Source organism: Microbulbifer sp. SAOS-129_SWC, assembly GCF_039696035.1.
Taxonomy (GTDB): Bacteria; Pseudomonadota; Gammaproteobacteria; order Pseudomonadales; family Cellvibrionaceae; genus Microbulbifer.
Genome location: NZ_CP155567.1, coordinates 3,953,398 through 3,977,475, shown reverse-complemented (window position 1 = coordinate 3,977,475; position 24,078 = coordinate 3,953,398). Strand labels below are relative to the sequence as shown.

The window sequence follows — 24,078 nt, the reverse complement described above, 5'->3', positions numbered from 1 at the left end:
TCTCATTTGTTTTTTGTTTTTTCAATCTCCTGTTGAATTTCTGTTTGCAATTCTTTCTGTAGTTCTCCATTGAGGATCTTGGCTGTTAGCCTCTTGATTGAGGATTCGGTTGTTCCCGATGGAATAAAGAATGATCCACTGCTTGTATTCATGAAATGCATAAGCATTAATTTTTGTTCTTTTTTTGGTATGGGATCAAGGATCTCCAATGTTCTCTTTAAATAGATTTCATCTTCTTCTCTCTGAACTTCCGTGTTGAAGTTTTCGACGTATATTATTTGTAGGGTTTTGGATAGAGAGTTTATTTTTCTTTTAAGTTTGGATGATTTAGTTAGTATATTTCTTAGTATTTCCAGTTTGCTTCGGTTATGTTTAATCGATTTTTCCATTGACATTATGGATGAATTTGAAAGCCCTGCTTCCTTTAATTGATCTCGCTCTATGTTAAATGCATCTTGGTTTCTCAGGCTCGTGGTTAGTTGCGTTATTGATGCTATTTTGCTGTTTGCAGGTATCGTGTAATTGCCATTTTTAAAGTGGATTATATCGTTCTGTTCTATTTTGGATCCATTTGAAATTGCGTAATCAATGAATCTTCTAAGATCAGATATTGATCTATCTCTTTTTTCGTTTTTAATTATTTTTAGGATCAGGTTTCCATCTTTGTCAAAAGGGCTTTGTATTTTTTCGATTTGCTGAGAAATGTATTGATTGACTTGCTCGTCAGTTTTTCTCTGGTAGAGGTGATCCCGTGCAACTTGCGCAAATATGGGGTTTGCGATAAGAGTCAAAGTTATGATCATTAGTGGTTTCAATTGTTCCTCCTATCGTTGTAAGTAAAACGCGGTTTCAAGTAATAACTGCAATTTCTTCATGCAGCGAGCAAATCGTCCCGCCGCCCCATAAATAGCTCATTTGGCGATCGTCCACCCCTGGTCGCTCTTGGTCTGCTGTTCAGGCGGTCCATGACAAACTGAACCTGCTCATCCGATACCGTACTGAAGTCCGTTCCCTTCGGGAAATATTGCCGAATAAGACCATTGGTATTTTCATTGATTCCACGCTCCCATGATGCATAGGGATGGGCAAAGTAAATATCCGCCTCCAGTCCTTTCGCGATCTCTTCATGACCGGCAAACTCAAGGCCATTGTCGAACGTGATTGTTTTGACTTTCTCCTTAAGGTGTACCATATGCGCAACCGCTGCAGCGGCGAGCAAGTCGGCTCTCTTGCCCGTCAGCAACACAATGACCGTATACAGCGATTTGCGCTCTACCAGGGTCAATAGCGCACCTTTGCGGCCTTTGCCGATGACTGTATCGCCTTCCCAGTCGCCAATTCGGTTACCCAGGTCAACAACCTCAGGGCGTTCATCAATACTCACTCTGTTCTTGATCTTGCCGCGTTGATCGTTGCTGCCGTAACGCTTGCGGTAGGGCTTTGACGCTACTCGCAGATGCGTATACAAATCGCCGCCATGAGCCTTGTCGGCATAGATCAGCTGATAAATTGTCTCATGATGTAAGGAAATACCCGTACACCGTTTCAGATAATCTGCTACCTGCTGCGGGCTTAACTCCTGCCGGAGCAGCGTTTCAATCTGATCACGTACCTCGTCCGTCACCTTCCGAGCCTTGTGGGCCCCATACCGTCTAACATTCGACAGCTTTTGAGCTTGCCCGGGCCGGTACCCTCGTAGCCCTTTGTTGCGACGCAGCTCTCGACAGATCGTAGAGGGATGCCTTTCCAGAAGTTCGGCAATCTCTATTTGCGAGTGCCCGGCTTTCTTCAGACTATAAATCTGGTATCGTTCGTTCTCGGTCAGCTGGTTGTAGCTCATCAGTGCTTTTCTCTTGGCGGGGAGAAGCGCCGACTCTACCAGCTGGCCTCTCTCTTACCAATTGCACTTATTATCCGAAACCGCGAAATATATTCGTATGGGTTTTCTGGTTTTAAGTTTTATACGCAAAAAAAGCCATGGACCAAAGCGCAGGTCCATGACCGAGGAAGGGGAGAAATGCTGATCGAATGCGTTTCTCCACGATGCTCGAGAAGAGAGAGTATTACTTCGCGCAAGGTTCCCGGTTTGCGGGGAACTTCAAACTAAACCTCAGCTTTTCCCGCAAACCGGTTCCCCATTGCTCTTAGAACTTGGCGCGTACACCTAGGGAGTAGCGCGCCTCGTTGTCGTAGACGAGGGAATCCTGCTCAACGCCACTCGCCAGGCGATACACCTCTTTCACATCCTGGCTGGTGAGGTTGGCACCCTGCAGGTAGACGGTCACATTGTCCATTACGTCGTAGCTGACATTGGCGTCCAGGTAGGTTTCTTCCGGCGCGTACTTGGCAAAGTTCAGTGGTCCGTAGGACTGGATAAAGCGCTCACTGCGGTGGTTCATCGCAATCCGTGCCTGCCACTTGTCGTGCTGATACCAGGTGATGAAGTTGTAGGTATTCTCGGAGTTGTTGGCGAACGGGTAGGGTTCACCGGTTACGTCCGAGTGATCGCCGGGTACTTCACTGGGTGAATAGGTATAGTTTGCCTCGACACCGAAGTCGCTGAAGAAGCCGTCGGTGAAGTCGCTCAGGGCCAGCTTGGCGCCGAGTTCTATGCCCTTCACTTCACCGCCTTCACCCACCACCGGGCCGGTGCCACTGATGGAGTAGGTTTTGCCCTTGGAGACCACGTCGATGGTGCCTTCCTTGTTCTCGATAAAGGTATCGATCTTCACCATATAGGCGCCCAGACTGAGCATGCTGGCGTCGCCAAAGTAGTACTCGGCAGACAGGTCGTAGTTCTTGGTGACCCACGGCTGCAGGTTGATGTTGCCCTGTGAGTTCCAGCTGGTGGGGATGCGCTGGGTGGCATCGTCCGGGTCGGGGCCGGTAGTGATGTTCAGGCTGCTGCCATAGCGGTACAGGTCCAGCTCCTGTTTGTTTTTAGCCGCACTCATACGAAACACCAGCTCATCCGTCGCGTTCCAGGCCAGGTTCAGGGACGGCAGGAAATCACTGCGTCTTTGTGTCTCTGTTTTGGTGCCGGTGTAGTACAGCGAGCCGCCGTTGGTGCGGGTGATACCGGTGGCTTCGTAGATCTCTGCCTTGATTTCCGACTCGATCACTTTCAGGCCCAGATTGCCGTACATGGGACCGTACTCGAAGTTGGTGTTGAGGTAGGTGCTGACTTCGTTGAGCGCGATCTTGTAGCTGTTCGACGGTCGCAGGATCTTCTTGATATCGCCGAATGCCTTGCGGTTGAAGGCCTCGGGATTGTCGAAGGTCTTCGGATCCACGGCCCAGAAGCCGGGAATGCCCTTGGCGTAGTCACCGAGATCGGTGACGAACATCAGGTCTTCGCCGTTGTGGTCGAGAGACTGCGGTGGCAGCACATAGTAGGGGGTGAAGGAGGACTCGTCGCCTTCCTGGCCCACCAGGCGTTCGCCGGCAGAGCACTCGGAGCCGGTGCCGCCGCCATCGAACTTCTGGTCGATGGAGCGCCACTGGGCGTAGCAGCCGACCATGTTGCTCGCTTCCGGATGCTCCGGGCTGGTGATGCGGTTGTCAGAGCCCACGTAGAACTGTGCCCAGTAATCGTAATTCTCTACCTCTACACTGCGGCGACTCGGTCGCAGGCCGACTTCCACGTCGGTGATAAACAGGTTGTCGACCTTGTAGTTGCCGCGCAGGTTGATCGCCTGCAGGTCGGCGACAGTATCGTTGTTCAGTTCCAGCTGCTCGCCTTCCATGATCCAGCTGTCTTTGTTGGCCATATAGTCGGCCAGCGTGGCGCCGTCACCGAGACCACCGGCAATTGGCTGATCAAAGCCGGACCAGCTGGCTTTACTGTCGCGGTAGGTCAGCCCCAGGCGAGGATCCTCGTCGTAGCCGAGCGGGTTGGGCAGCACGAAGCGACCACCGTTGACGCCGACCATATCCAGTTTGTCCGGATCCAGGGTCAGGTTGTAGCGATCCACGACATCTGCCGGATAAAAGTGGTTGTCGAGTTTCTGCACGGTGTTGCCACGGAAACTGTTGATACCGCCCTGGGCGGTCCCGAACAACTGGTTGTTGCTGGCAGTGGCAGCGATGGCGCGCAGGCTGCCGGTAAACGGACCCCCGTTGTCGAAGTTCAGCTCCACGTTGAAGTTGGTGGACTCGGTTTCGATCACGCGGTTGGACGACAGTGAGTAGATCCACAGCGGTTCTACATCGAACTGGTCGGCAACAATCCACTGGCGGCCGTCGGCGCCGGTGATGGAATCGCTGGCGCTGGTGGGTGCAGCGATCTGCGCACCACTCCACTCGTTGCTGTAGCGCTCGTGCCACAGCGCCTGGCGCTCGGGGCTGGTGGCGTTCTGGCCCTGCCAGCGGTTGGACAGGTTCAGGCCCACGCGGCGCTGGTATTCGGTGGCGTCGGTATGGAAACCTTCCACCACCAGTTCGAAACCGTCGCCCAGGTTGGCCTGCAGCGACAGGTTGATACCGTCGCGGTTGCGTTCGTTTTCGGCCTTGAACATTTCGTAACCGTGGTTGGAGTTCACCGTCCACTGGCCGGCGAACGGCGAGGCCGGGCCCATTTCCTCGGCTACCGGATCGCCGGCGTGGCCGACATAGTCGTTGGCCAGGTTTTTTTGGCCGGTAACGCCTGACACCATTACCCCGATCGTATCGTTGCGCCAGTTGAGCAGGGCGTTAAAGGTGTTGTCCATTTCACCGCTCAGTTCACCGGTGGACAGATCGTAACCGCTGGCAGTGCTGAGGCCCTCCTCGAAATCCATCGGCCGGAAGGTGCGGATATCCACCGTGCCGGTGATACCGGACACCGAATTGGTGACATCCTGGCTCTTGTAGACGTTGGCGGAGCGCAGCAGCTGTGCCGGTACATCGACGAAGTTCGGCTGTGCCGACGCCAGGTTGCCGGCGGCGAGGAATTGCTCGCCATTCAGCATGACCGCCACCTGCTGCATGCCGCGTACGCTGAGGCTGCCGCCCTCACCGGCGGTACGCTGGATCTGCACGCCGGGAATGCGCTGCAGTGAATCGGTGATGGTAGTGTCCGGCAGTTTGCCGATATCCTCGGCGGCGATGCCGTCGACGATGGTGCGCGCATCGCGTTTGGTATTGATGGCGGTTTGCTGGGCTTCCTTGACGCCGTAGACGGTGACCTCTTCCAGGGCTTTGGGATCCTCCCCGTCCTGGGCCAGGGCTACACCGGCAAAGCCGGCCAGGGCGTAAGAGGCGATTGCGCTCGTCAGGAGCTTCCTTTTAAAACTGGGTGGATGGTTCATGGATTTCCCCTGTAGACCATGCTGTGGTTATTGTTTTGTGCGGGGGGCTATTCCAGACACGGATCGACGATCGCCCGTCGGGACGAGACTGCGCGTAGATATCGTCAGGGTATTCCCCGCTGACAAGATGCTAAGGAGGGCAGGCGGCCGTGGCCGGACTGAGTCGATAGGATCTCATCATCATCTGCTAAACATCGAGATTCGCTAACAGCGACAGCTACTGAAATATTTATTGTCTGTGCCGCTGTTGAAATGATCGTAATGACGCTTTTATAAAAGCGTCAACGGAAAGGCGGGCCTGAAAGGCCTGAAAACGTTTTCCATTCACTGAAAACGTTTTCAGGTCAAATTGAACAAAAATCTGCAAATGACAGGACTGACTGCGGATTGTCAGGAACGAACAGGAGCGATCGTCAGCCGGTGGCGAGCGGTACGGAAACTTCTGCAGGCTGGTCTTGCACGAACAGTGTCGCGATTGCCGCTCCCAGCATCAGCACGCCGGCGAGCACCATGGCATAGATCGTCTGGTCGGCAAAAAAGTGGTGAATCACCAGCGCCAGTGTGCTGGAGGCGAGGATCTGTGGAATCACGATAAAGAAATTGAAGATGCCGGCGTAGACACCCATTTTGTGCGCCGGCAGGGAGCCGGCAAGGATGGCGTAGGGCATTGACAGGATCGAGGCCCAGGCAAAGCCCATGGCGACCATCGGCAGCAATAGCAGGGTGGGATCGTGAATCCAGTAAAACGACATCAGGGCGGTGGCGCCCAGGCATAAGTTGATGCAGTGGCAGATCTTGCGATTGCTCACACGCACCAGCAGCGGAATGGCGACGGCGGCCAGCGCGGCGAAGCCATTGTAGGCCGAAAACAGTACCCCGACCCAGTCCGCGCCGCGGTTATAGGCAGCGCTGTCGGCGGCGAGGGCGCCGAAGTGATAGCTTGCCACCGCCGGTGTACCGTAGATCCACATGCAAAAGAGCGCGAACCAGGTGAAGAATTGCACTACCGCCAGCTGGCGCATCGTGGTCGGCATCTGCATCAGGTCGCGGGTGAACTGGTAGGCAGCATTCGAGGTTGCACCGCGATGGTGCATCCAGCGCGCGCCCAGCTGCAGGGCGCCGAACAGCGCGGCACCCGCGCAGAGGATATGCAGCTGGCGCTCGGCACCGAGCAGCTCCACCAGCAGCGCTCCGACAGCGCCCGCCAGTAGCAGCCCGCCGCTGGCGAAACTGCTGGAGCCGGGTGGCCGGGCTTCGGAGTCAGGGAGCGACACGGCGTTGTCGCCAGAAGCGAGTTCGGCCAGCTGCTGCGGATTGAACTCTCGCGTGCGCAGGGCTGTCCAGATCACGCTGGCCAGCATGATCAGGCCTCCGACATAGAACGCATAGGTCACCGACGGCGCTATGCCGGCGGCGCCGCTGTCGCCGACGGCCAGCCAGTTGTGCAGCATCCAGGGGAGCGCCGAGGCCACCACTGCGCTGACCCCGATAAAGAACCCCTGCATCAGGAAGCCGGTGGAGCGTTGCCGGTCCGGCTGCATATCCCCGAGCAGGGCGATGGCCGGCCCGAGCATGACATTGAGGGAGGCATCCAGAATCCACAGCAGGCCCGCGGCAACCCACAGGCTGGAGGCGTTGGGCATGGCGAACAGGGCCAGGCTCGCGGCCACGGCACCGGCAAGCAAGTAGGGGCGGCGGCGGCCGAAGCGGGTCCAGGTGCGGTCGCTGAGATAGCCGATCACCGGCTGGATCAGCAGTCCGGTGATTGGCGCCGCAACCCAGAGAATCGGAATATCTTCAATCGAGGCGCCGAGGCTCTGGAAGATACGGCTCACGTTGGCGTTCTGCAGGGCGAAGCCGAACTGGATACCGATAAAGCCGAAGCACATATTCCAGATCTGCCAGAAGCTCAGCTGGGGTTTTTGCATTGTCATTGTTCTTGTTGTTCGATGTTGTGCGCGAGAACTTTGTACCGCCCGGTCGCGGCTTGGAGGCGATGGTCGCAGATGCCTGCGTGGTTGCCGTCCCGGTTACCAGTAGGGTGCGTTGTCTGCGGAATGAAAGCAATCATCCCTCCGCAGGCGGTTGCTTTTTCCGGCCGCCTCTCGGGGTGCGGTAACTGGGCAGGCGTCGCGGGGGTGGGGCCCACCCGGCAGGTCTCTGATTGGCAGCTTGTGCCTTTGGCATCTGATGCCGCCGCACGGTGTCGGGGCGGCGGGTGCTGGGGCCTGCACGCTTTTTGTGCGATAATGCGCACCTTGTTGATTTATAAGAATTTTTTCCTTTCCCGCTTTGGCTGGGAAAAGGTGGGATAGGTCATTTTTCACCCCTCAACGAAACTGGGACGACACTGATGAGTCGCGCATCGGAGTATAGGCTGGCGCCAGATAGCGCTATCCTACTCGACCCCATTGGGTAGTAGTCATCTGGCGTAAATAAAGAATAACGACGTGACGATGGGAGAGAGAGCTCCATGAGTAATCAAGCTGGATTTAGGAAAAAATCCATAGCGGCGGCGATTGCCTGCGCGCTGACCGGTACCGCCATGGCGCAGAGCCAAAGCGGCAGCGGGCTGGAAGAAGTGACTGTTGTGGGTATTCGCGGCAGTCTTACCAAGTCGATGGACGTCAAGCGCGATTCTCAGGGGGTGGTGGATGCCATTTCCTCTGAGGATATCGGCAAGATGCCGGATACCAACCTGGCGGAATCCCTGCAGCGTGTCACCGGTGTCTCGATCGACCGCCAGAATGGCGAGGGCAGTCGAGTGACCGTGCGCGGCTTCGGCCCCGACTACAACGTAGTTACCCTGAACGGCCGGGTGATGCCGGCCGCCAATATTGAGGCGACTGGTGCTTCGGCGTCTCGTTCTTTCGATTTTGCCAACCTGGCCGCCGAGAGTGTCAGCGCGGTGGAAGTCTACAAGACCGGCAAGGCCTCTCTGGCAACTGGCGGCATCGGCTCTGTGATCAATATTCGTACAGCCCGTCCGCTGGAGCAGGACGATATGGTGCTGAATCTCAGTGCCAAGACCACCCACGATACCTCCAACAAACAGGGTAATGACTTCACCCCGGAGCTGTCGGGCATCTTCAGCACCAAGTTTGCCGACGATACCATCGGTATCGCGCTGACCGGCTCTTACTCCGAGCGCGACAGCGGCTACGCCAAGTCGGAAACACCTTCCGGCTGGTACACCATCCCCGGTGGTCAGGGTGACTGGGGCTCCATTGCGCCGGACAACCCCAACTTTGAAAATGCGCCGCAGGAAGGTGACGTTTATTCCGTACCGCGTGGTGTCGGCTATGCCTTCGGCGAGCTGCAACGCAAGCGTACCAACGCCCAGCTGACTATGCAGTGGGCCCCGCGTGACGACTTCGAGGCGACCCTGGATTACACCTACGCCGAGCAGGATGTGGAGCAGCAGTACAATGCCATGGGTGCCTGGTTCAACGGCGTACCCGTGTCCGGTTCCTTCACCAAGGGTTCCGGCAATGGCAGCGTGGTCGCACCGATCGTCTACACCGATGGCACAGGTTCCGACGTGACCTTCAATGCCGGTGAGTGGGGCACGGTCAACGATAACAATTCCGTAGGCCTGAACCTGGCCTGGGATCCGACCGATCACCTGAGCCTGGCCTTTGACTACCACAACTCCACGGCGGAGAATGGCGCGAAGGACGGTCGCGGCACCAACAACAGTATCGCTGGTGTCCAGTTCAACCGCGCCGCCACCACAGTGGACTACAGCGGCGACCTGCCCACCACCAGCTTCCAGTACATCGACGGCCAGGGCTTCGATCCTGCGCAAATGCTGACTTCTGGCAGCAGCTTCCGCAACAGCTACATGAAGCACGACATCGAGCAGGCGAAGTTCGACGGTACCTTCAAGCTCGACAACAACGCGGTCAAGAGTATCGACTTCGGTGTGTCCTACCTGGAATCGACCAACCGTTCCGCTTTCGCCAATGCCCAGCGCGATACCTGGGGTGGTTACGGTTCACCGGCGGATTACCCGGATGATATCTTCGTACAGAAGAGCATGGCCGACGCGCTGGATCAGTTCAGTAGTGCCGACAGCCCCAATATGACCCCGTACTATTACGCGGCGGACTTCCAGGGCATGATCAATGCGATCTCGGCCATCGCTGCGGCCAACGGCGAGACCATTAGCCCCTGTGGCACCGTGCTGTGTGCCAGCGACGACTTCACCACCGACCGCACCGCAGTGGAGACGCAGCAGGCCGCTTACGCGCAGGTCAACCTGGCCTGGGACGAAGCTGCGATGCCGATGCATCTCTCAATGGGGCTGCGCTTCGAGGACACCAAGGTGGATGCCAAGGCGAAAGTGCCGGTCTACGACTCGATCGTTTGGGCTGCCGACAATGAGTTCGTGGCGCAGACCAGTGGCCTGGGCTTCAGCCAGCAGGAAGGTGGCTACAGCAACTGGCTGCCGAACATCGACTTCGATATCTCGCTGAGAGACGACGTCATTGCTCGCGCCTCCGTCAGCAAGACCATCACGCGTCCGGGCTACGCCGATATCCAGGGTGGTCAGACTATCAACCCGCTGCTGCGCTTCAACGGCGGCACCGCCTCGCGCGGCAACCCGGATCTGGATCCTTTTGAGTCCACCAACTTCGACCTATCTGCGGAGTGGTATTACGGCGATAGCAGCTACGTATCCGCCGGTTACTACCGCAAGGATGTGAAGAACTTCATCGGCCAGAGCTCTTTCACGGAGACCACTTTCAATCTGGCGCACCCGGCGCAGGGGCCGCGCTATGAACAGGCGGTTGCCGATCTGGGTACTGATGATCCGGCCCAGGTACGCGCCTACATGGAATCCCTGTACGGTGCACCGGTGGTGGGTTCTGCGGCGGAAGGAGATGCGGCGGCGGAATTTACTGTGATCGCCCCGGTTAACGCCAAAAGTGCCACGATCGATGGCTTTGAAGTGGCCGTGCAGCATATGTTCGGCGACTCCGGCTTCGGCAGCATTGTCAACCTGACCACGGTCAATGGCGATATTTCTTACGACAACTTCAACACTAACAAGTGTGATGGCTGTGAGAACCAGTTTGCACTGCTGGGCTTGAGTGACTCTTTCAACGTCATCGGTTTCTATGACAAGGACGGCATCCAGGCACGTATCGCCTACAACTGGCGTGATGACTTCCTGACCAATACGTTTGACGGTAACGGGGAGCGCAACCCTGTGTACACCGAGGCCTACGGGCAGTGGGACGCGAATGCCAGCTACGACATTCGGGAAGACCTGACCGTATTCATCGAAGGCATCAACCTCACCAACGAGACCCAGCGTTTGTATGGTCGTGATAAGCATATGATGATTGGCGCCATTCAAACCGGGGCGCGTTACAACCTCGGCGTGCGTTACAACTTCTGAGGCATCGGCCGATGAGGTTTCGCCATCAGGGGGCGGTTGGCCGCCCCCTGATGGCGCATTTACATTGGCGTGAAGGTTTACGTTAATGTAGTTTTAAGCTTTTCTGATGTGGTAAAGGCTCTGCAATGCAACAGGCACCATTATCCATTCTGGTGTTGGGCGGTGGCGCTGCCGGCTGGTTGACGGCTGCCTTGTTGGCGGCGGAACACGGCCGCAATCGCGGCGGTCACTGTGATATTGCAGTGGTTGAATCGCCCAACGTCCCCACGATCGGGGTCGGCGAGGGTACCTGGCCATCCATGCGCGAGACCCTGCGGCGCATCGGCCTTCCCGAGCGGCGCCTGTTTGCCGAGTGCGACGCCTCCTTCAAACAGGGTTCCCTGTTTACGTCGTGGCACACCGAGAGTGCGCACGATCGCTACTACCATCCCTTTTCACTGCCGCATGGCTACTTCGAGCTGGACCTGGCGCGACAGCCGGGAACTGACGACTACGCCCATGCGGTGACGCCGCAGGCGGCTATCTGCGATGCGGGCATGGCCCCCAAGCAGCTCGCCACCCCCGAGTATGCCGGAGTGCTCAACTACGGCTATCACTTCGATGCCGGCAAGTTCGGCCGCTGCCTGCGCGACCATTGCGTCTCGCAATTGGGCGTGCAGCACCTGTCGGCCGAGGTCGAACAGGTGGAGGGCGCCGCGGACGGTTCGGTCGCGGCACTGCACACGCGCGAAGGGCAGCGCCTGGCCGCCGATTTGTTCGTGGATTGCTCTGGCAATTCCGCGCTGATAATTGGCGACCATCTTGGCATTCCCTGGGTGAGCAAGGCTTCGGAGCTGTTCAATGATCGAGCGCTGGCGGTGCAGGTGCCACACGAGTCCGCCGCGGCACCCATCGCCTCGGTCACCCGCTCGACCGGATTAGCCAACGGTTGGGTTTGGGACATCGGCCTGCCCACACGCCGTGGTATGGGCTACGTCTATGCCAGTGACTTTACCGACGACGAGACCGCAGAAGCGCATTTCCGCGATTTTCTCGCGCGGGAAGCGGCGATTGCCAATGCGGCGGAACTGTCCGTCCGCCAACTGCGTTTCGCACCGGGCCATCGCTCGGTATTCTGGCAGCGCAACTGCGTTGCCGTGGGAATGGCTGCCGGATTTATCGAGCCACTGGAGGCTTCGGCACTGGCGCTGATCGAACAGTCCGCCGGACTGATACGCGACTTCCTGCCGGCGCAGTTCGATCAGATGGGGATCGCGGCCAAGCGCTTTAATCGCCAGATGCTGGCGCATTGGGACCAAATCATCGAGTTCCTGAAGCTCCACTATGCCGTGTCAACGCGTTCGGACTCCGAATACTGGCGCGCCCACCGGGAACCGCAGACCTGGCCCGAATCCCTGCGTGAAAACCTGGCCCTGTGGCGGCACCGTGCACCGGCACGTCAGGACTTTCCGCTAGCGCAGCCCCTGTTTCCTCCTGCAAGCTATCGCTATGTGCTGCATGGGATGGGATATCCGTGCGATTTCGTCCGCGCGCCGCGTGCGGACGACAACCTCGAGCTGGCGCGCGCAAAGCTCGCCGAAGTGCAGCGGCAAGTGGCCAGCTTCCGCAATGGACTGCCGGGTAACCGTGAGCTGATTGAACAGTTGATCAACGGCGCCCATCCGAGGGTGCACGTCGAATGAAATATCCCGAGTTTATTCCCGCAGTTGAGACGAGAGAGGATGTTTCCCCAGAGGAGGTAGCGGCGATTGTCGCCGGTCGTACGACGCCCCTGCTGATGAAGGGCACACTGGCACACTGGCCCATGGTAAAGGCGGCCCGTGCGGGACAGCTGGCCGATTACCTGACGCCTTTTGACCAGGAGAGGCCGTTGGTGTTGTTCCGCGCGGGCGCGGAAACTGGTGGGCGAATTTTTTACAACGACAAGTTGGACGGTTTCAACTTCGAGCGCGCCACCGGTCAGCTGCTACCGACGCTGCGACAGCTCGAGAGCGGTGCCTACGGCGATGACTGCTGTTATGTGGGCTCGACACCGGTCGATCACCATCTGCCGGGCCTGCGCGCGCAAAATGATCTCGACCTGCCCGACTGCGAACCACTGGTGTCCCTGTGGTTTGGCAACCGCACGCGCATTGCCGCGCATTTTGACCTGCCGGACAACCTGGCCGGTGTGGTGGCGGGGCGCCGCCGCTTCACGATATTTCCGCCGGATCAGGTGGCTAACCTCTACCCGGGTCCGCTGGACTTTACCCCGGCAGGGCAGGCGATCAGTATGGTGGATTTCTACGCGCCGGATTTTGAGCGCTTTCCGCGATACCGCGCGGCCCTGGATGCGGCGCAGGTGGCCGCGATGGAGCCGGGGGACCTGCTCTATCTGCCCAGTATGTGGTGGCACCAGGTGGAGGGGCTCGACGACTTGAACGTACTGGTGAACTACTGGTGGCGCGCGACGCCCGCCTGGGCGGGACTGCCATTCGATGCGCTGATGCACGCCCTGGTTACGATTGGCGGACTGCCGCAGGCGCAGCGCCAGGCGTGGGGCCATTTATTTGAGCACTTCGTGGTAAACCGCACAGATTCGGCCGCGCATATCCCCGAAGCCAGGCGCGGGGTGTTGGGAGAACTCGACCGCGAAACGGTTGAGGGATTGCGGAAACAGCTGATCGACAGACTGCAGCGGATGCCTTGAGTCGAGAAAAGGCGAGCCAATAACAAGGCGAGGTAATAATGAGTCAAGCCATCAAGAAAATTGTAATTGCCGGCGGCGGTACCGCCGGATGGATGACGGCCGCCGCCCTGTCGAAATTGATGGGCGGCAAACTGGACATCACCCTGGTGGAGTCCGAGGCGATCGGTACCGTCGGTGTGGGCGAAGCCACTATCCCCACGCTGGTGTTTTTCCACCGCCTGCTGGGCATTGATGAGGCAGAGTTTCTTGCGGCGACCCAGGGCACCTACAAACTGGGTATCCGTTTTGAAAACTGGCGCGACCGCGGCAAAGACTACCTGCACGGGTTCGGTGTCACCGGCCAGGATTGCTGGGCCTGCGGTTTCCAGCACTTCTGGATGCGCGGCCGGCAACTGGGGTTGGCCGGGGATTTTGGCGAATATTGCCTGGAGCGCCGCGCGGCGGAGGCACACCGGTTTTCCCACCTGCCGAATAACGGCCTCAACTACGCCTTCCACTTTGATGCCAGCCTCTACGCGGCCTACCTGCGCGAGTTCAGCGAAGGCAATGGGGTCAAGCGCGTGGAGGGCAAGATCGACCAGGTACTGCTGCGGCCCGACAACGGATATATCCGTGCCCTCAAGCTGGATTCGGGGCGTGAACTGGACGGCGATTTCTTTATCGACTGTACCGGGATGCGCGCCCTGTTGATTGAAAAGGCCCTGCACACGGGGTTCGAGTCCTGGTCACACTGGCTGCCGTGCGACACCGCGGTGGCCGTGCAGACCGAAGCGGTGGCACCGCCGGTTCCCTTTACCCGCTCCATCGCCCGCGAGAGCGCCTGGCAGTGGCGCATCCCGCTGCGCCACCGGGTGGGCAATGGCCTCGTCTATGCCGGTAACTATCAATCCGATGAGTCGGCGCGTGAGCAGCTACTGGACAATATCGACGGCAAGCCGCTGACCGATCCGCGGGTCATCAAATTCCAGACCGGGCGCAGGCGCAAACAGTGGAATAAAAACTGCCTGGCCGTAGGGTTGTCCAGCGGCTTTCTGGAGCCACTCGAGTCCACCAGTATCCACCTGATCCAGCAGAATATTGTGCGCTTCCTGCGCTTCTTCCCGCAGGCGGAAATCCGTCAGGCGGAAGTGGATGAATTCAACCGCCAGTCAGATTTCGACGTGGAGCGTATCCGCGACTTCATCATCCTTCACTACAAGGTCACCGAGCGCCAGGATACGGAGTTCTGGCGATACTGTCGGCAGATGGACATTCCCGACAGCCTGGCCAACAAGATCGACATCTTCCGCGAGACCGGCCACGTGTTCCGGGAGGGAGCTGAGCTGTTCGTGGACTCCTGGCAGCAGGTCATGCTCGGTCAGGGGCTGATGCCGGAGCGCTACCACCCGCTGGTCGATACCATGCCCGAGAGTGAGCTCGCGGAATTTCTGGCGCAGATCAAGGGCAATGTTGATAAAAACCTCGCCGGCCTGAAAGAGCACAACGAATATCTGGATAAACTTTTGTCCGGGAAGTTACGCCGGGCAGGGTAAGTGGAGCGAGGGCTGGCCGGGGAGAGCGTTGCCACGAAGCAGTACCGGGCTGGGTAGAAAAAATGCCCGCTTAGATACGCTTTGCGACGGTCGCGCCGATGGCCAGTGGCGACGGAGGAACGGCGCTTGAGGCAGGCGGTCGTTCCGACTGCTGCCAATTTCTGCACTGGGAAGTTCCGCACCGGCTCGGTGTAACTGCAGCGCGCTCTTTGGTTGGCGGAGGTCACTCGGGCGAACCCCTGCGCAGCTGTGCCTGCCCCGGACGTTGGTCGCCGAAGAGCGAAACAATTCGCGGATTCGGGTATTGTCCGCCGGCTTCACGGGCTGTCTCACCTTCGTCCACCGTCCCCCCAGAACCGCCGAGCGCAACCGGAAAGTGTTGTTACCTCCGTCGTGGCTCCATCTGCGGCATCATTCCTCGTGACAGGCCGGTTGGCCGGCCCTCCCCGGGTTATACCCCGTCCCATTTTGGGTTTTGATGAAGCTGGCAAGGTGGTCCGCACCATTTTGGCCGCAAGATTCAAAGTGGGACGACCCGCTGTGGGGCAGTGCGTATAAACAATCCGGAACAATGCCGGGAGCCGCGCGTTCCGGGCGATTACGAGATACAAAAATAACAGGAGTCCTGCGGTGATAAAGAAGCGAATTTTGCTGGGGGCGATCTCCGGCCTGATAGCGGGTGGTGGCCTCGTCGGCTGTGGTGAGTCGAAGACTGGGGGGAGCACGCAGGCAGGCACGCCGAGCTCCGACAGCGTGCAGGTTCGGGCTGACTGGCCGCAACTGACCAGCAAGGTCGCCAAAGATCCGGTCCTCGAGGCCCGCATCGATGCTCTGCTCAAACGCATGACCCTGGAGGAAAAAGTCGGTCAGCTGATACAGGTCGAGATCAAGCAGGCCACGCCGCAGGATGTGCACAAGTATCATGTGGGTTCAGTGCTGAACGGCGGTGGTGCCTTCCCCAACAATGACAAGCACGCATCGATCAGTGACTGGGTAGCGCTGGCCGATGCGTTTTACCGCGCTTCCACCGACACCAGCGACGGTGGCGTGGGTATTCCGGTGATCTGGGGCACGGATGCGGTGCACGGTCATAACAATGTGATTGGTGCGACCCTGTTTCCGCAAAATATCGCCCTGGGCGCCACCCGCGATCCCGACCTGATGCAGAAAATCGCCACCGCCACTGCCGAAGAAGTTACCGCGACCGGTATTGACTGGAGTTTCGCTCCGACGTTGGCAGTCGCACAGGACGACCGCTGGGGTCGTACCTATGAATCCTTTTCCGAGGACCCGGCCGTGGTGCAGAGCTACGGCGGCCGCATGGTTACCGGTCTGCAGGGGGCGGCGCAGAGCGACGACTTCCTCGATGGTGGCCACGTCATCGCCACCGCCAAGCACTTTATCGCCGACGGCGGCACACGCGATGGCGTTGATCGCGGCGATGCGCAGATCAGCGAGAAGACGCTGCTGAAAATCCATGCGCCGGGCTATTTCTCCGCGATTGAAGCCGGCGTGCAGACCGTCATGGCCTCGTTCAGCAGCTGGCAGGGCCACAAGATGCACGGCAACAAATACCTGTTGACCGATGTGCTGAAAGGCCGCATGGGCTTTGACGGCTTTGTCGTCGGTGACTGGAATGGCCACGCTTTTGTCGATGGCTGCAGTGCGGTGAGCTGTCCCGCCGCAATCAATGCGGGGCTCGACATGTTTATGGCGGCGGAACCCGGCTGGAAACAGCTTTACGCAAACACCCTTGCCCAGGCCAAGGACGGCACTATCCCGCAGGAACGTCTGGACGACGCGGTGCGTCGCATCCTGCGGGTCAAGATGCGCGCCGGCCTGTTTGACAAGGGTGCGCCTTCCACCCGTCCGCTGGTTGGCCAGGCCGATGTAATCGGTTCGCCACAGCACCGTGCCATTGCTCGTCGCGCAGTGCGCGAGTCACTGGTACTGCTGAAAAACCATAATGCCCTGTTGCCACTCAATGCGAGCTCCAAGGTATTGGTGGCTGGTGACGGCGCCGACAATATCGGCAAGCAGGCCGGTGGCTGGACCATCACCTGGCAGGGTACCGGCAACCAGAACAGCGATTTCCCCGGTGCCACCTCGATCTATGGCGGTATCGCCGCGGCGGTCAAGCAGGCGGGCGGTCATGCCGATTTGAGCGAGGATGGCAGCTATACCGATAAGCCGGATGTCGCCATCGTCGTATTTGGTGAGAACCCCTATGCGGAAGCGCAGGGCGATATTGCCAACCTGGATTACCGTGGCGACAGCGACCTCGCGCTGCTGAAAAAACTGCGCGGTGAGGGTATTCCGGTGGTATCCCTGTTTATCACCGGCCGCCCGCTGTGGGTAAATCCGGAGATCAATGCGTCGGATGCCTTTGTCGTGATCTGGCAGCCCGGCACCGAGGGCGAGGGCGTTGCCGATGTGCTGTTCCGCAAAGCCGATGGTGAGGTGCACTACGACTTTACCGGCAAACTGCCCTTTACCTGGCCGGATTCGGCGGTACCAACGCCGCGCAATATTGCCCGCAAGGCCGCCGACCCGGCCGACTATCACGCCCAGTATGCCTACGATTTCGGTCTCAGCTACAGCGATACCGATGTGGCCGCGGCACTGCCGGAAGACAGCGGCCTGCAGGCTCCGAGTGCCGACAGCGAGCTACAGGTGTTTGCCGGTCGTGCGCTGGATCCCTGGAATCTGGAAGTGGTGGACACCGCCAACCATCGTCGCGCAATAACCAGCAGTGTGACGGAAATGGCCGGTATCCGCGTGCAGGCCGTGGGTCGCAATATGCAGGAGGACAGTCGCCGCCTACAGTGGAGCGGGCAGGGAGCGGCCAGTGTCGGTCTCTTCTCCAGTCAGCGCACCGACCTGAGCAGCTACCTGAAATCCGACGGCGCTCTGGTCTTTGATGTCAAAGTAAACAGCGCGCCGAGCAGCGATGTGCGCGTGGGTATGTCCTGCGGTATCGACTGCCTGGCCGAGCAACCGATCACCGATCTGTTGCGCAGCACCAAGCCGGGCGAGTGGCGCAGCGTGTCTGTGTCGCTGCAGTGTCTGGCGGACAAGGGCGCGCAGTTGAATATGGTGCTGTCGCCGTTTTATATGGTGACGGAAGGCGCCATGGATGTGTCCGTCAACAGCATCCGCGTGGCCAGTGATGTCGACGCGGATATCAAGTGCGGTTGAGCGGAACGGCCATCAAGATTGCCGCAACCGTTATCCGGTTGCGGCGTCCGCGGGCAAGTACCCTCGGATGGGAGAATGACGGGGTCTCCCGCGGTATTGTGAATATATCGGCTCGCGGGCATTCGCGGTGCGGTTTCGAGATTTAGTGAGAGCGTTGCGGTCCCGGTAACCGGGGCCGCAATATTGCAGGAGCGGCCGCTGGTCGCGATCGGAAGTGGCTCGCTGCCACTGTTGGTCGCGGGTAGTGGCCGCTTTTTTATTGGCGTTTGTCAGTGGGCCGGGGCCGTGGGGCTGCCACCCTGCTGGGATTGTTTACGGTATTCGGTCGGCGACATGCCCACCAGGCGGCTGAAGAAGCGGTGGAACGCGGATTTACTGTTAAAGCCGGACTGCAGCAGGATATCCAGAATGGTCATCTCCGCGTTGTGCGGATCCGCCAGCAGTGTCTTCGCCTCCTCGACGCGGTAAGAGTTGACGAACTCGAAGAAGTTGGTGCCGAAGTGCTTGTTGATCACTGCAGAGACTTCTTTTGCCGGCAGCTCCACGCGCGCAGAAAACTGTTCCAGGTTCAGGTTTTTCTTGAGATAGGCCTTCTCTGTTTCCATCGCTTTGCGCACCCGGTCGATTGCGCTCTCGGATGGCTCGTCTTCCGCCATTTCGCGATTGCGCTCGGGCTTGGTGACCAGCAGCTGGTGCGCATAGGTGAGCGAGTAGGCGAAAAACGCGTTGATCAGGATAAAGGTGATGTAGTTGTCGGCGATGCCCAGGTAGTCGGCGGTCTCGCCGGAGGAGAACTTGGCCACCACGTGTACCAGCATGGTCCAGCCCCAGCTTAGCAGTACCCCGAGAGTCAGGTTGTGCAGCCAGTTGAGCTCGGTGGTGGAAAAGTGGGAGTACTCGTCTTTGAGTTCGCCGCTATAGCGGCGTGCCAGCAGCGCGGCCGCCGCGGCGTAAAGCAGCGGTATCAGGGTGGAAATATCCCAGATCAGGTCGACGATCTTCGGTGAGAAGCCCTGGCCGGCGATGGCGATGTGACGCAGGTTGTCACTGCTCAGGTCGAAGATGGCAATACACAGCACCAGCACCAGCGCCGGCAGCAGATGCAGGGCGTGGCGCCACTGCAGGCGCAGGTTCTGCTGGGTCAGTGCCGAGACATACAGGTAGATGGCCGGCCCTTTGAGCATCAGGCTGGCGAACAGGAAGTAGGGCAGTAATACCTGGTCGAGCAGGTGAGGCAGCTCGAACTGGTCGTTCCACAGGATCAGTGTGCAGGCGGAGGCCACACCGACGATGACCAGGAAGGCCATCAGCAGCCGGCCATAGGTGCGCTCGCGCAACGGCAGCACCAGCTGGAAGATGCACAGCAGCAGGCACTCCGCAGTGGTCATCAGCAGCACCACGTCGGGAATATTGAAGATATAGGCTTTCATCAGCGCTTGATTCGGTGTTGTTATCAGTCTGGTGGGACTTTTTAGTTGGCGTTCAGTATAGAGAATAACCAGCGGCAAGCCTATCCCGCACGCTGACCCGCCGGACTTCCCCGTGGTGCCGGCAAAGTGGCAACGCCCAGTTTCTCCCCGGGGCCCAAAGTGGGCCGACAGTGGCCGCGGCGGCGGCGATGATAGCGTCGTGGTTGATGCCCATAGGCGAGAGGTGACTCCCGCTCTCTGCATTCATCATTCTTCTTCTATATGCTTGAGCCGGCCCCGTGCCGGCTTTCTTTTTGCCCCCGCCCCGCCCGTGTGCCAAGTTTGCAGTGCCGCGCTGATAACAGGCAATTGCCAGCCTGTCCTCCCCCCGCGCCCGGAGTGAGTAAATATTCAAATGGTAGCGGTCACATTTTAGGGTGGTATTTTTGCCAGCGAGGCCGTAACTTATACCGCCGTTTGACGGGGACCGAGTAAAAGGAAGCAGAATAATGACCAGCATCGTAGCGGATATCGGCGGTACCAACGCCCGTTTTGCCATCGCCAGCCCCGCCGGCGACGGCTACAGGCTGGAAGCGCTGAAGGTGGTCGATTGCCAGCGATTTGCCGACTTCGATGCCGCTCTGCACCACTGGCTGGACGGCCTCGACCAGCCGGCCCCCTGGCGCGCCTGTATCGCCGCGGCCGGGCCGGTTGAAAGGACCGCGGCCGGTGGTCGCGTCTATATGACCAATCTCGGCTGGAGTATCTGTGCCGAGGCGCTGCGCGCGGAATTCCAGTTCGAGCAGGTGGAATTGATCAATGATTTTGCCGCGCTGGCTCAGTCCCTGCCCCTGCTGAGTGTTGGCGACTACGCGGTGCTGCGCGATGTGCCGCGCGTCGAGGGTGCGGCCATGGCGGTGCTCGGTCCCGGTACCGGACTGGGGGTGGCCGGCCTGGCGGCGGAAAACGGCCGCTGGCATGTTATGGCCGGTGAGGGCGGGCACGCCAACCTGGGGGTTGGCAGCGAACGCGAGCTGCAGCTGCTGCAGTTCATGATGCGCGAGCGCTGCCCGGTGTTTAACGAGTGGGTGCTGTCCGGCAGTGGCCTGGTCAACCTGTACCGCGCCGTCTGTGCGCTGCACGGCCGCCCCGCCGAAGACTACACGCCACCGGATGTGGGCCGTCACGGTCTGGATGGCTCGGACCCGCTGTGCCGCGAGACCTTAATCGATTTCCTCAACTTCCTCGGCAGCGCCGCCGGCGACACCGCCCTCTACCTCGGTGCTCGTGGCGGAGTTTTCATCGGTGGTGGTATACTCCCGCGGATTGCCGAACTGCTCCCCGAGAGTGCCTTCGAGCAGCGCTTCCTGGCCAAGGGCAAGGTGGAGAACTGGATGGAGACCGTCCCCCTCTACGCCCTCAAGGCGGGCTACCAGGCGCTGCTCGGCGCTGCCGCGCATCTTGGGGATTGCTAAGGCAATGTGAAAACATGAATTAAATCAAGCGTTTACGGTGTTGTATGGTGTCTCCGACGGAGACGCCAGGGATTCTCCCGCCTCCTCCCCCCTCGGGGGAGGATGTGATGGACTTCGGGCAGGCCTAGGATTCAGGGTCTCACCATAACGATAAGTCCAGGGAGAAGATGATGAGTCTATCCAAATATGGCAAAGCGGGTTTCCGCCCGACCTTGCTGTCTGTCGCTATTGCTGCCACTGCGAGCGTTTCGCTGCCGGCTTTCGCGGCTGACGATGAAGCTGCTTCCAAGTCGCTCGAAGAAGTGACCGTTACCGGTTTCCGCAAGAGTGTGATGGATTCCATCGACACCAAGCGCGATGCCAAGGCCGTGGTTGAGGCCATTTCCGCGGAAGATATCGGCAAACTGCCGGATTCCTCCATCGCCGAGGCGATTTCCCGCCTGCCGGGCCTGGCGTCCCAGCGCCTGGATGGTCGCGCCAGCCGCGTTACCATCCGCGGTTTCGGTGAGAACGAGAGCGCCACCACCTTCAATGGCCGCGAGCAGGTCTCCATCGGTGACAACCGCGGTGTGGAGTTCGATCTCTACCCGTCTGAAATCATGAGCGGCGTCACCGTTTACAAGACCCCGACTGCCAGCCTCGGTGCCGAGGGCATCGCCGGTGTGATCGACATGCAGACGGTCAAGCCGCTGGATCGCCACGAGCGCACCATCAAGATCAACACCCAGTACGAGATGACCGGCTTCGACAAGCTGAATCCCGATGGCGAAGACTCCGGTCACCGCGCCACCATCTCCTACATCGACCAGTTCGCCGACGACAAGATTGGTGTGGCCTTCGCCTACAACACCATGAGCTCGCCGAACCAGGAACAGCGCTGGAACTCCTGGGGTTACCCCGAGTTCACCGCCGATGACGGCAACACCTACTCCATCCTGGGCGGTGCCAAGCCGTTCGTGCGCTCCTCCGTGCTGGACCGCGACAGCGCCATGCTGGTGGTGGAAGCCAAGCCGAACGACAAGCTGCACATGACGTTCGATAGCCTGTACGTGGACTTCTCCGACCAGAAGATCCTGCGCGGTATCGAGATTCCGTTCGCCTGGGGCCAGGGCTCCATCAACCCGGACACCGCCGTCGTTGATCCGGCCAGCGGCTTTATTACCAGCGCCACCACTGAAGGCCAGCGCGTCGTTGTGCGCAACGATATGGAAAACCGCGACGCCACGCTGCAGTCTTTCGGTTTCAACACCAAGTACGATTTCAGCGACGACCTGCAGCTGGAATTCGACGCCAGCCACTCCGCAGTTCAGCGTGATATCTGGAGCTTCGAGAGCTATTCCGGTACCGGCCGCGGCGACAGCAACGGTGCTGCCGACAACCTGACCTACACCTTCGACGGCGGCAATACCGGTGCGCACTTCGACCACCAGCTGGACTACGGCAACTACGACCTGATCAAGATGGGCGGCCCGCTGACCTGGGGCTGGAGCTCCGCACTGAACGACAAGTACGGCATCACCGGCACCGAATGGGAAAATGCGGCGCAGGACGGCTTCCTCAATGCGCCGGAAATCGACGACGAGCTGAACTCCTTCAAGGTCGCCGCCAAGCAGATGGTCGACGCCGGTTTCGTCAACCAGATCAGCTACGGCGTGTCCTACCGCGATCGCCAGAAGAGCAAGAAGTCCAAGGGTTACTTCATGACCCTGAGCAACTTCGACGGCACTTCGGAAGGCATGCTGACCGTGCCGGAACAGTACCGCCTGGGTACCGTGTCCCTGGACTTCATCGGCATGGGTGACATGATCGCCTATGACTCCGCGGCCATGCTGAAAGATGGTTACTACAACCTGACCGATGAATCCCTGACCAACATCAGCCACCTGACCAAGTCTTACAAGGTGAATGAGACGGTGACTGCGGCGTTCGCCCAGGCCGATTTCGAAACCGAAGTGGCGGGCCTGCCGCTGACCGGTAATGCCGGCCTGCGCTACGTGCATACCGAGCAGGGCTCCCAAGGCTACAAGGGTAATATCAATGCCGATGGGCTGGTCGAGACCATCCCCACCGATATCACCCACAGCTACAACAACCTGTTGCCGAGCCTGAACCTGGCGCTGGCGCTGGACGAGCAGCAGACTCTGCGCTTCGGTGCGGCCAAGACTATCTCCCGCGCGCGTATGGACGAAATGAATGCCTCCATGCGCGTCGAATACACGCCCCGTTCACCGGACGATAACGGCAATGTGTGGAAGATCAGCGGCGGCAACCCGTACCTGGAGCCGAAGGAAGCGGTCGGTGTGGATCTCTCCTACGAGAACTACTTCAGCGATGAAGGCTACTTCTCCGTGGCGCTGTTCTGGAAAGACCTGAAGAGCTGGAACTTCTCCAACAGCTACGAAGAGCAGCTGAATACCGTTACCGATCCGGCCAGTGGTGTGACCGCTGAAAATGTCACCGCGACCCACTCTGAAAAATCCAACGGTGGCGGCGGTACCCTGACCGGTTACGAAATCTCCGCAACCCTGCCGTTCAACATGTTCAGCGAGAGCCTGGATGGTTTCGGTCTGCTGGCCAGCCACACCGGCGTAACCTCTGATATTCAGGACATCAACGGCAACGATTACCAGCTGCCGGGTCTGTCCGAGAATATCGATTCCATGACCCTCTACTTCGAGAAGTACGGTTTCTCCGCCCGCACCAGCATGCGCAAGCGCTCCGACTTCAAGGGCGAGGTCTACGGTATCGGCTTCGACAGCCAGCAGGTGGACGTACTGGGTGAGACCCTGGTCGACGCGCAGATCGGTTATGATTTCAGCGACGCTGGCATCAGCGGTCTGGAAGGCCTGTCCGTGTTCCTGCAGGGGCAGAACCTGACCGACGAGCCGTTCACTACCCTGAGTGGTGACAACGCGCTGCAGGTTCGCGACTACCAGAGCTACGGCAAAACCTATCTGCTGGGCTTCAGCTACCAGCTGTAATCCCCGCTGACAGGCATTAGCCTTAAAAGCCCTTGCGATCCTGTATTGCAAGGGCTTTTTTATTTTCCGTATTCGGGAATCTCCGCGCAGGGGATGCCA

General features: G+C 59.0%; 12 protein-coding genes. 7 read left to right on the top strand and 5 right to left on the bottom strand.

The annotated features are described in order from the left end of the window. Positions 1-2: 2 nt before the first annotated feature. From ABDK11_RS16930 to ABDK11_RS16915, 4 genes are all read right to left on the bottom strand, one after another. Entirely contained in the window at positions 3-815 is an 813-nt protein-coding gene (locus ABDK11_RS16930) for a hypothetical protein (RefSeq protein ID WP_346837700.1), read from the bottom strand. 56 nt (positions 816-871) lie between these two features. After that, the gene (locus ABDK11_RS16925) at positions 872-1,840 is read right to left on the bottom strand and encodes an IS30 family transposase (protein ID WP_346836609.1); all 969 of its coding nucleotides are present in this window, start codon (positions 1,838-1,840) and stop codon (positions 872-874) included. A gap of 304 nt (positions 1,841-2,144) precedes the next feature. Further along, entirely contained in the window at positions 2,145-5,288 is a 3,144-nt protein-coding gene (locus ABDK11_RS16920; RefSeq protein ID WP_346837699.1) for a TonB-dependent receptor, read from the bottom strand. Positions 5,289-5,701: 413 nt separating this feature from the next. Beyond that, positions 5,702-7,216 carry an MFS transporter gene (locus ABDK11_RS16915; protein WP_346837698.1) on the bottom strand — a complete coding sequence of 505 codons (1,515 nt, stop codon included), beginning with the start codon at positions 7,214-7,216 and terminating at the stop codon, positions 5,702-5,704. 545 nt (positions 7,217-7,761) lie between these two features. Between ABDK11_RS16915 and ABDK11_RS16910 the strand changes: the two genes are divergently transcribed. The 5 genes from ABDK11_RS16910 to ABDK11_RS16890 all read left to right on the top strand — a co-directional run bounded on the left by ABDK11_RS16910 (position 7,762) and on the right by ABDK11_RS16890 (position 18,114). Then, complete coding sequence (locus ABDK11_RS16910; protein ID WP_346837697.1) at positions 7,762-10,695, top strand: TonB-dependent receptor; 2,934 nt, start codon at positions 7,762-7,764, stop codon at positions 10,693-10,695. Between the two features lie 125 nt (positions 10,696-10,820). Next, positions 10,821-12,377, top strand: coding sequence for a tryptophan halogenase family protein (locus ABDK11_RS16905; RefSeq protein ID WP_346837696.1), 1,557 nt, complete (start codon positions 10,821-10,823; stop codon positions 12,375-12,377). Then, positions 12,374-13,384: a cupin-like domain-containing protein gene (locus ABDK11_RS16900; protein WP_346837695.1), complete on the top strand. Its 1,011-nt coding sequence runs from the start codon at positions 12,374-12,376 to the stop codon at positions 13,382-13,384. The genes ABDK11_RS16905 and ABDK11_RS16900 overlap by 4 nt, the downstream gene beginning before the upstream one ends. Before the next feature lie 38 nt (positions 13,385-13,422). Further along, the gene (locus ABDK11_RS16895) at positions 13,423-14,916 is read left to right on the top strand and encodes a tryptophan halogenase family protein (RefSeq protein WP_346837694.1); all 1,494 of its coding nucleotides are present in this window, start codon (positions 13,423-13,425) and stop codon (positions 14,914-14,916) included. 630 nt (positions 14,917-15,546) lie between these two features. Further along, a complete protein-coding gene (locus tag ABDK11_RS16890; RefSeq protein WP_346837693.1) occupies positions 15,547-18,114 on the top strand; it encodes a glycoside hydrolase family 3 N-terminal domain-containing protein in 2,568 nt (855 codons plus the stop codon). A 269-nt stretch (positions 18,115-18,383) separates the two neighbouring features. On the opposite strand, the gene ABDK11_RS16885 is transcribed toward ABDK11_RS16890, so the two are convergent. Beyond that, positions 18,384-19,544, bottom strand: coding sequence for an AraC family transcriptional regulator (locus tag ABDK11_RS16885; protein ID WP_346837692.1), 1,161 nt, complete (start codon positions 19,542-19,544; stop codon positions 18,384-18,386). 488 nt (positions 19,545-20,032) lie between these two features. On the opposite strand from ABDK11_RS16885, the gene glk reads away from it, so the two are divergent. Next, on the top strand, positions 20,033-20,998 hold the full coding sequence (gene glk, locus ABDK11_RS16880; protein WP_346837691.1) for a glucokinase: 966 nt from the start codon (positions 20,033-20,035) through the stop codon (positions 20,996-20,998). Positions 20,999-21,168: 170 nt separating this feature from the next. Next, positions 21,169-23,979: a TonB-dependent receptor gene (locus ABDK11_RS16875; RefSeq protein ID WP_346837690.1), complete on the top strand. Its 2,811-nt coding sequence runs from the start codon at positions 21,169-21,171 to the stop codon at positions 23,977-23,979. Positions 23,980-24,078 lie beyond the last annotated feature (99 nt).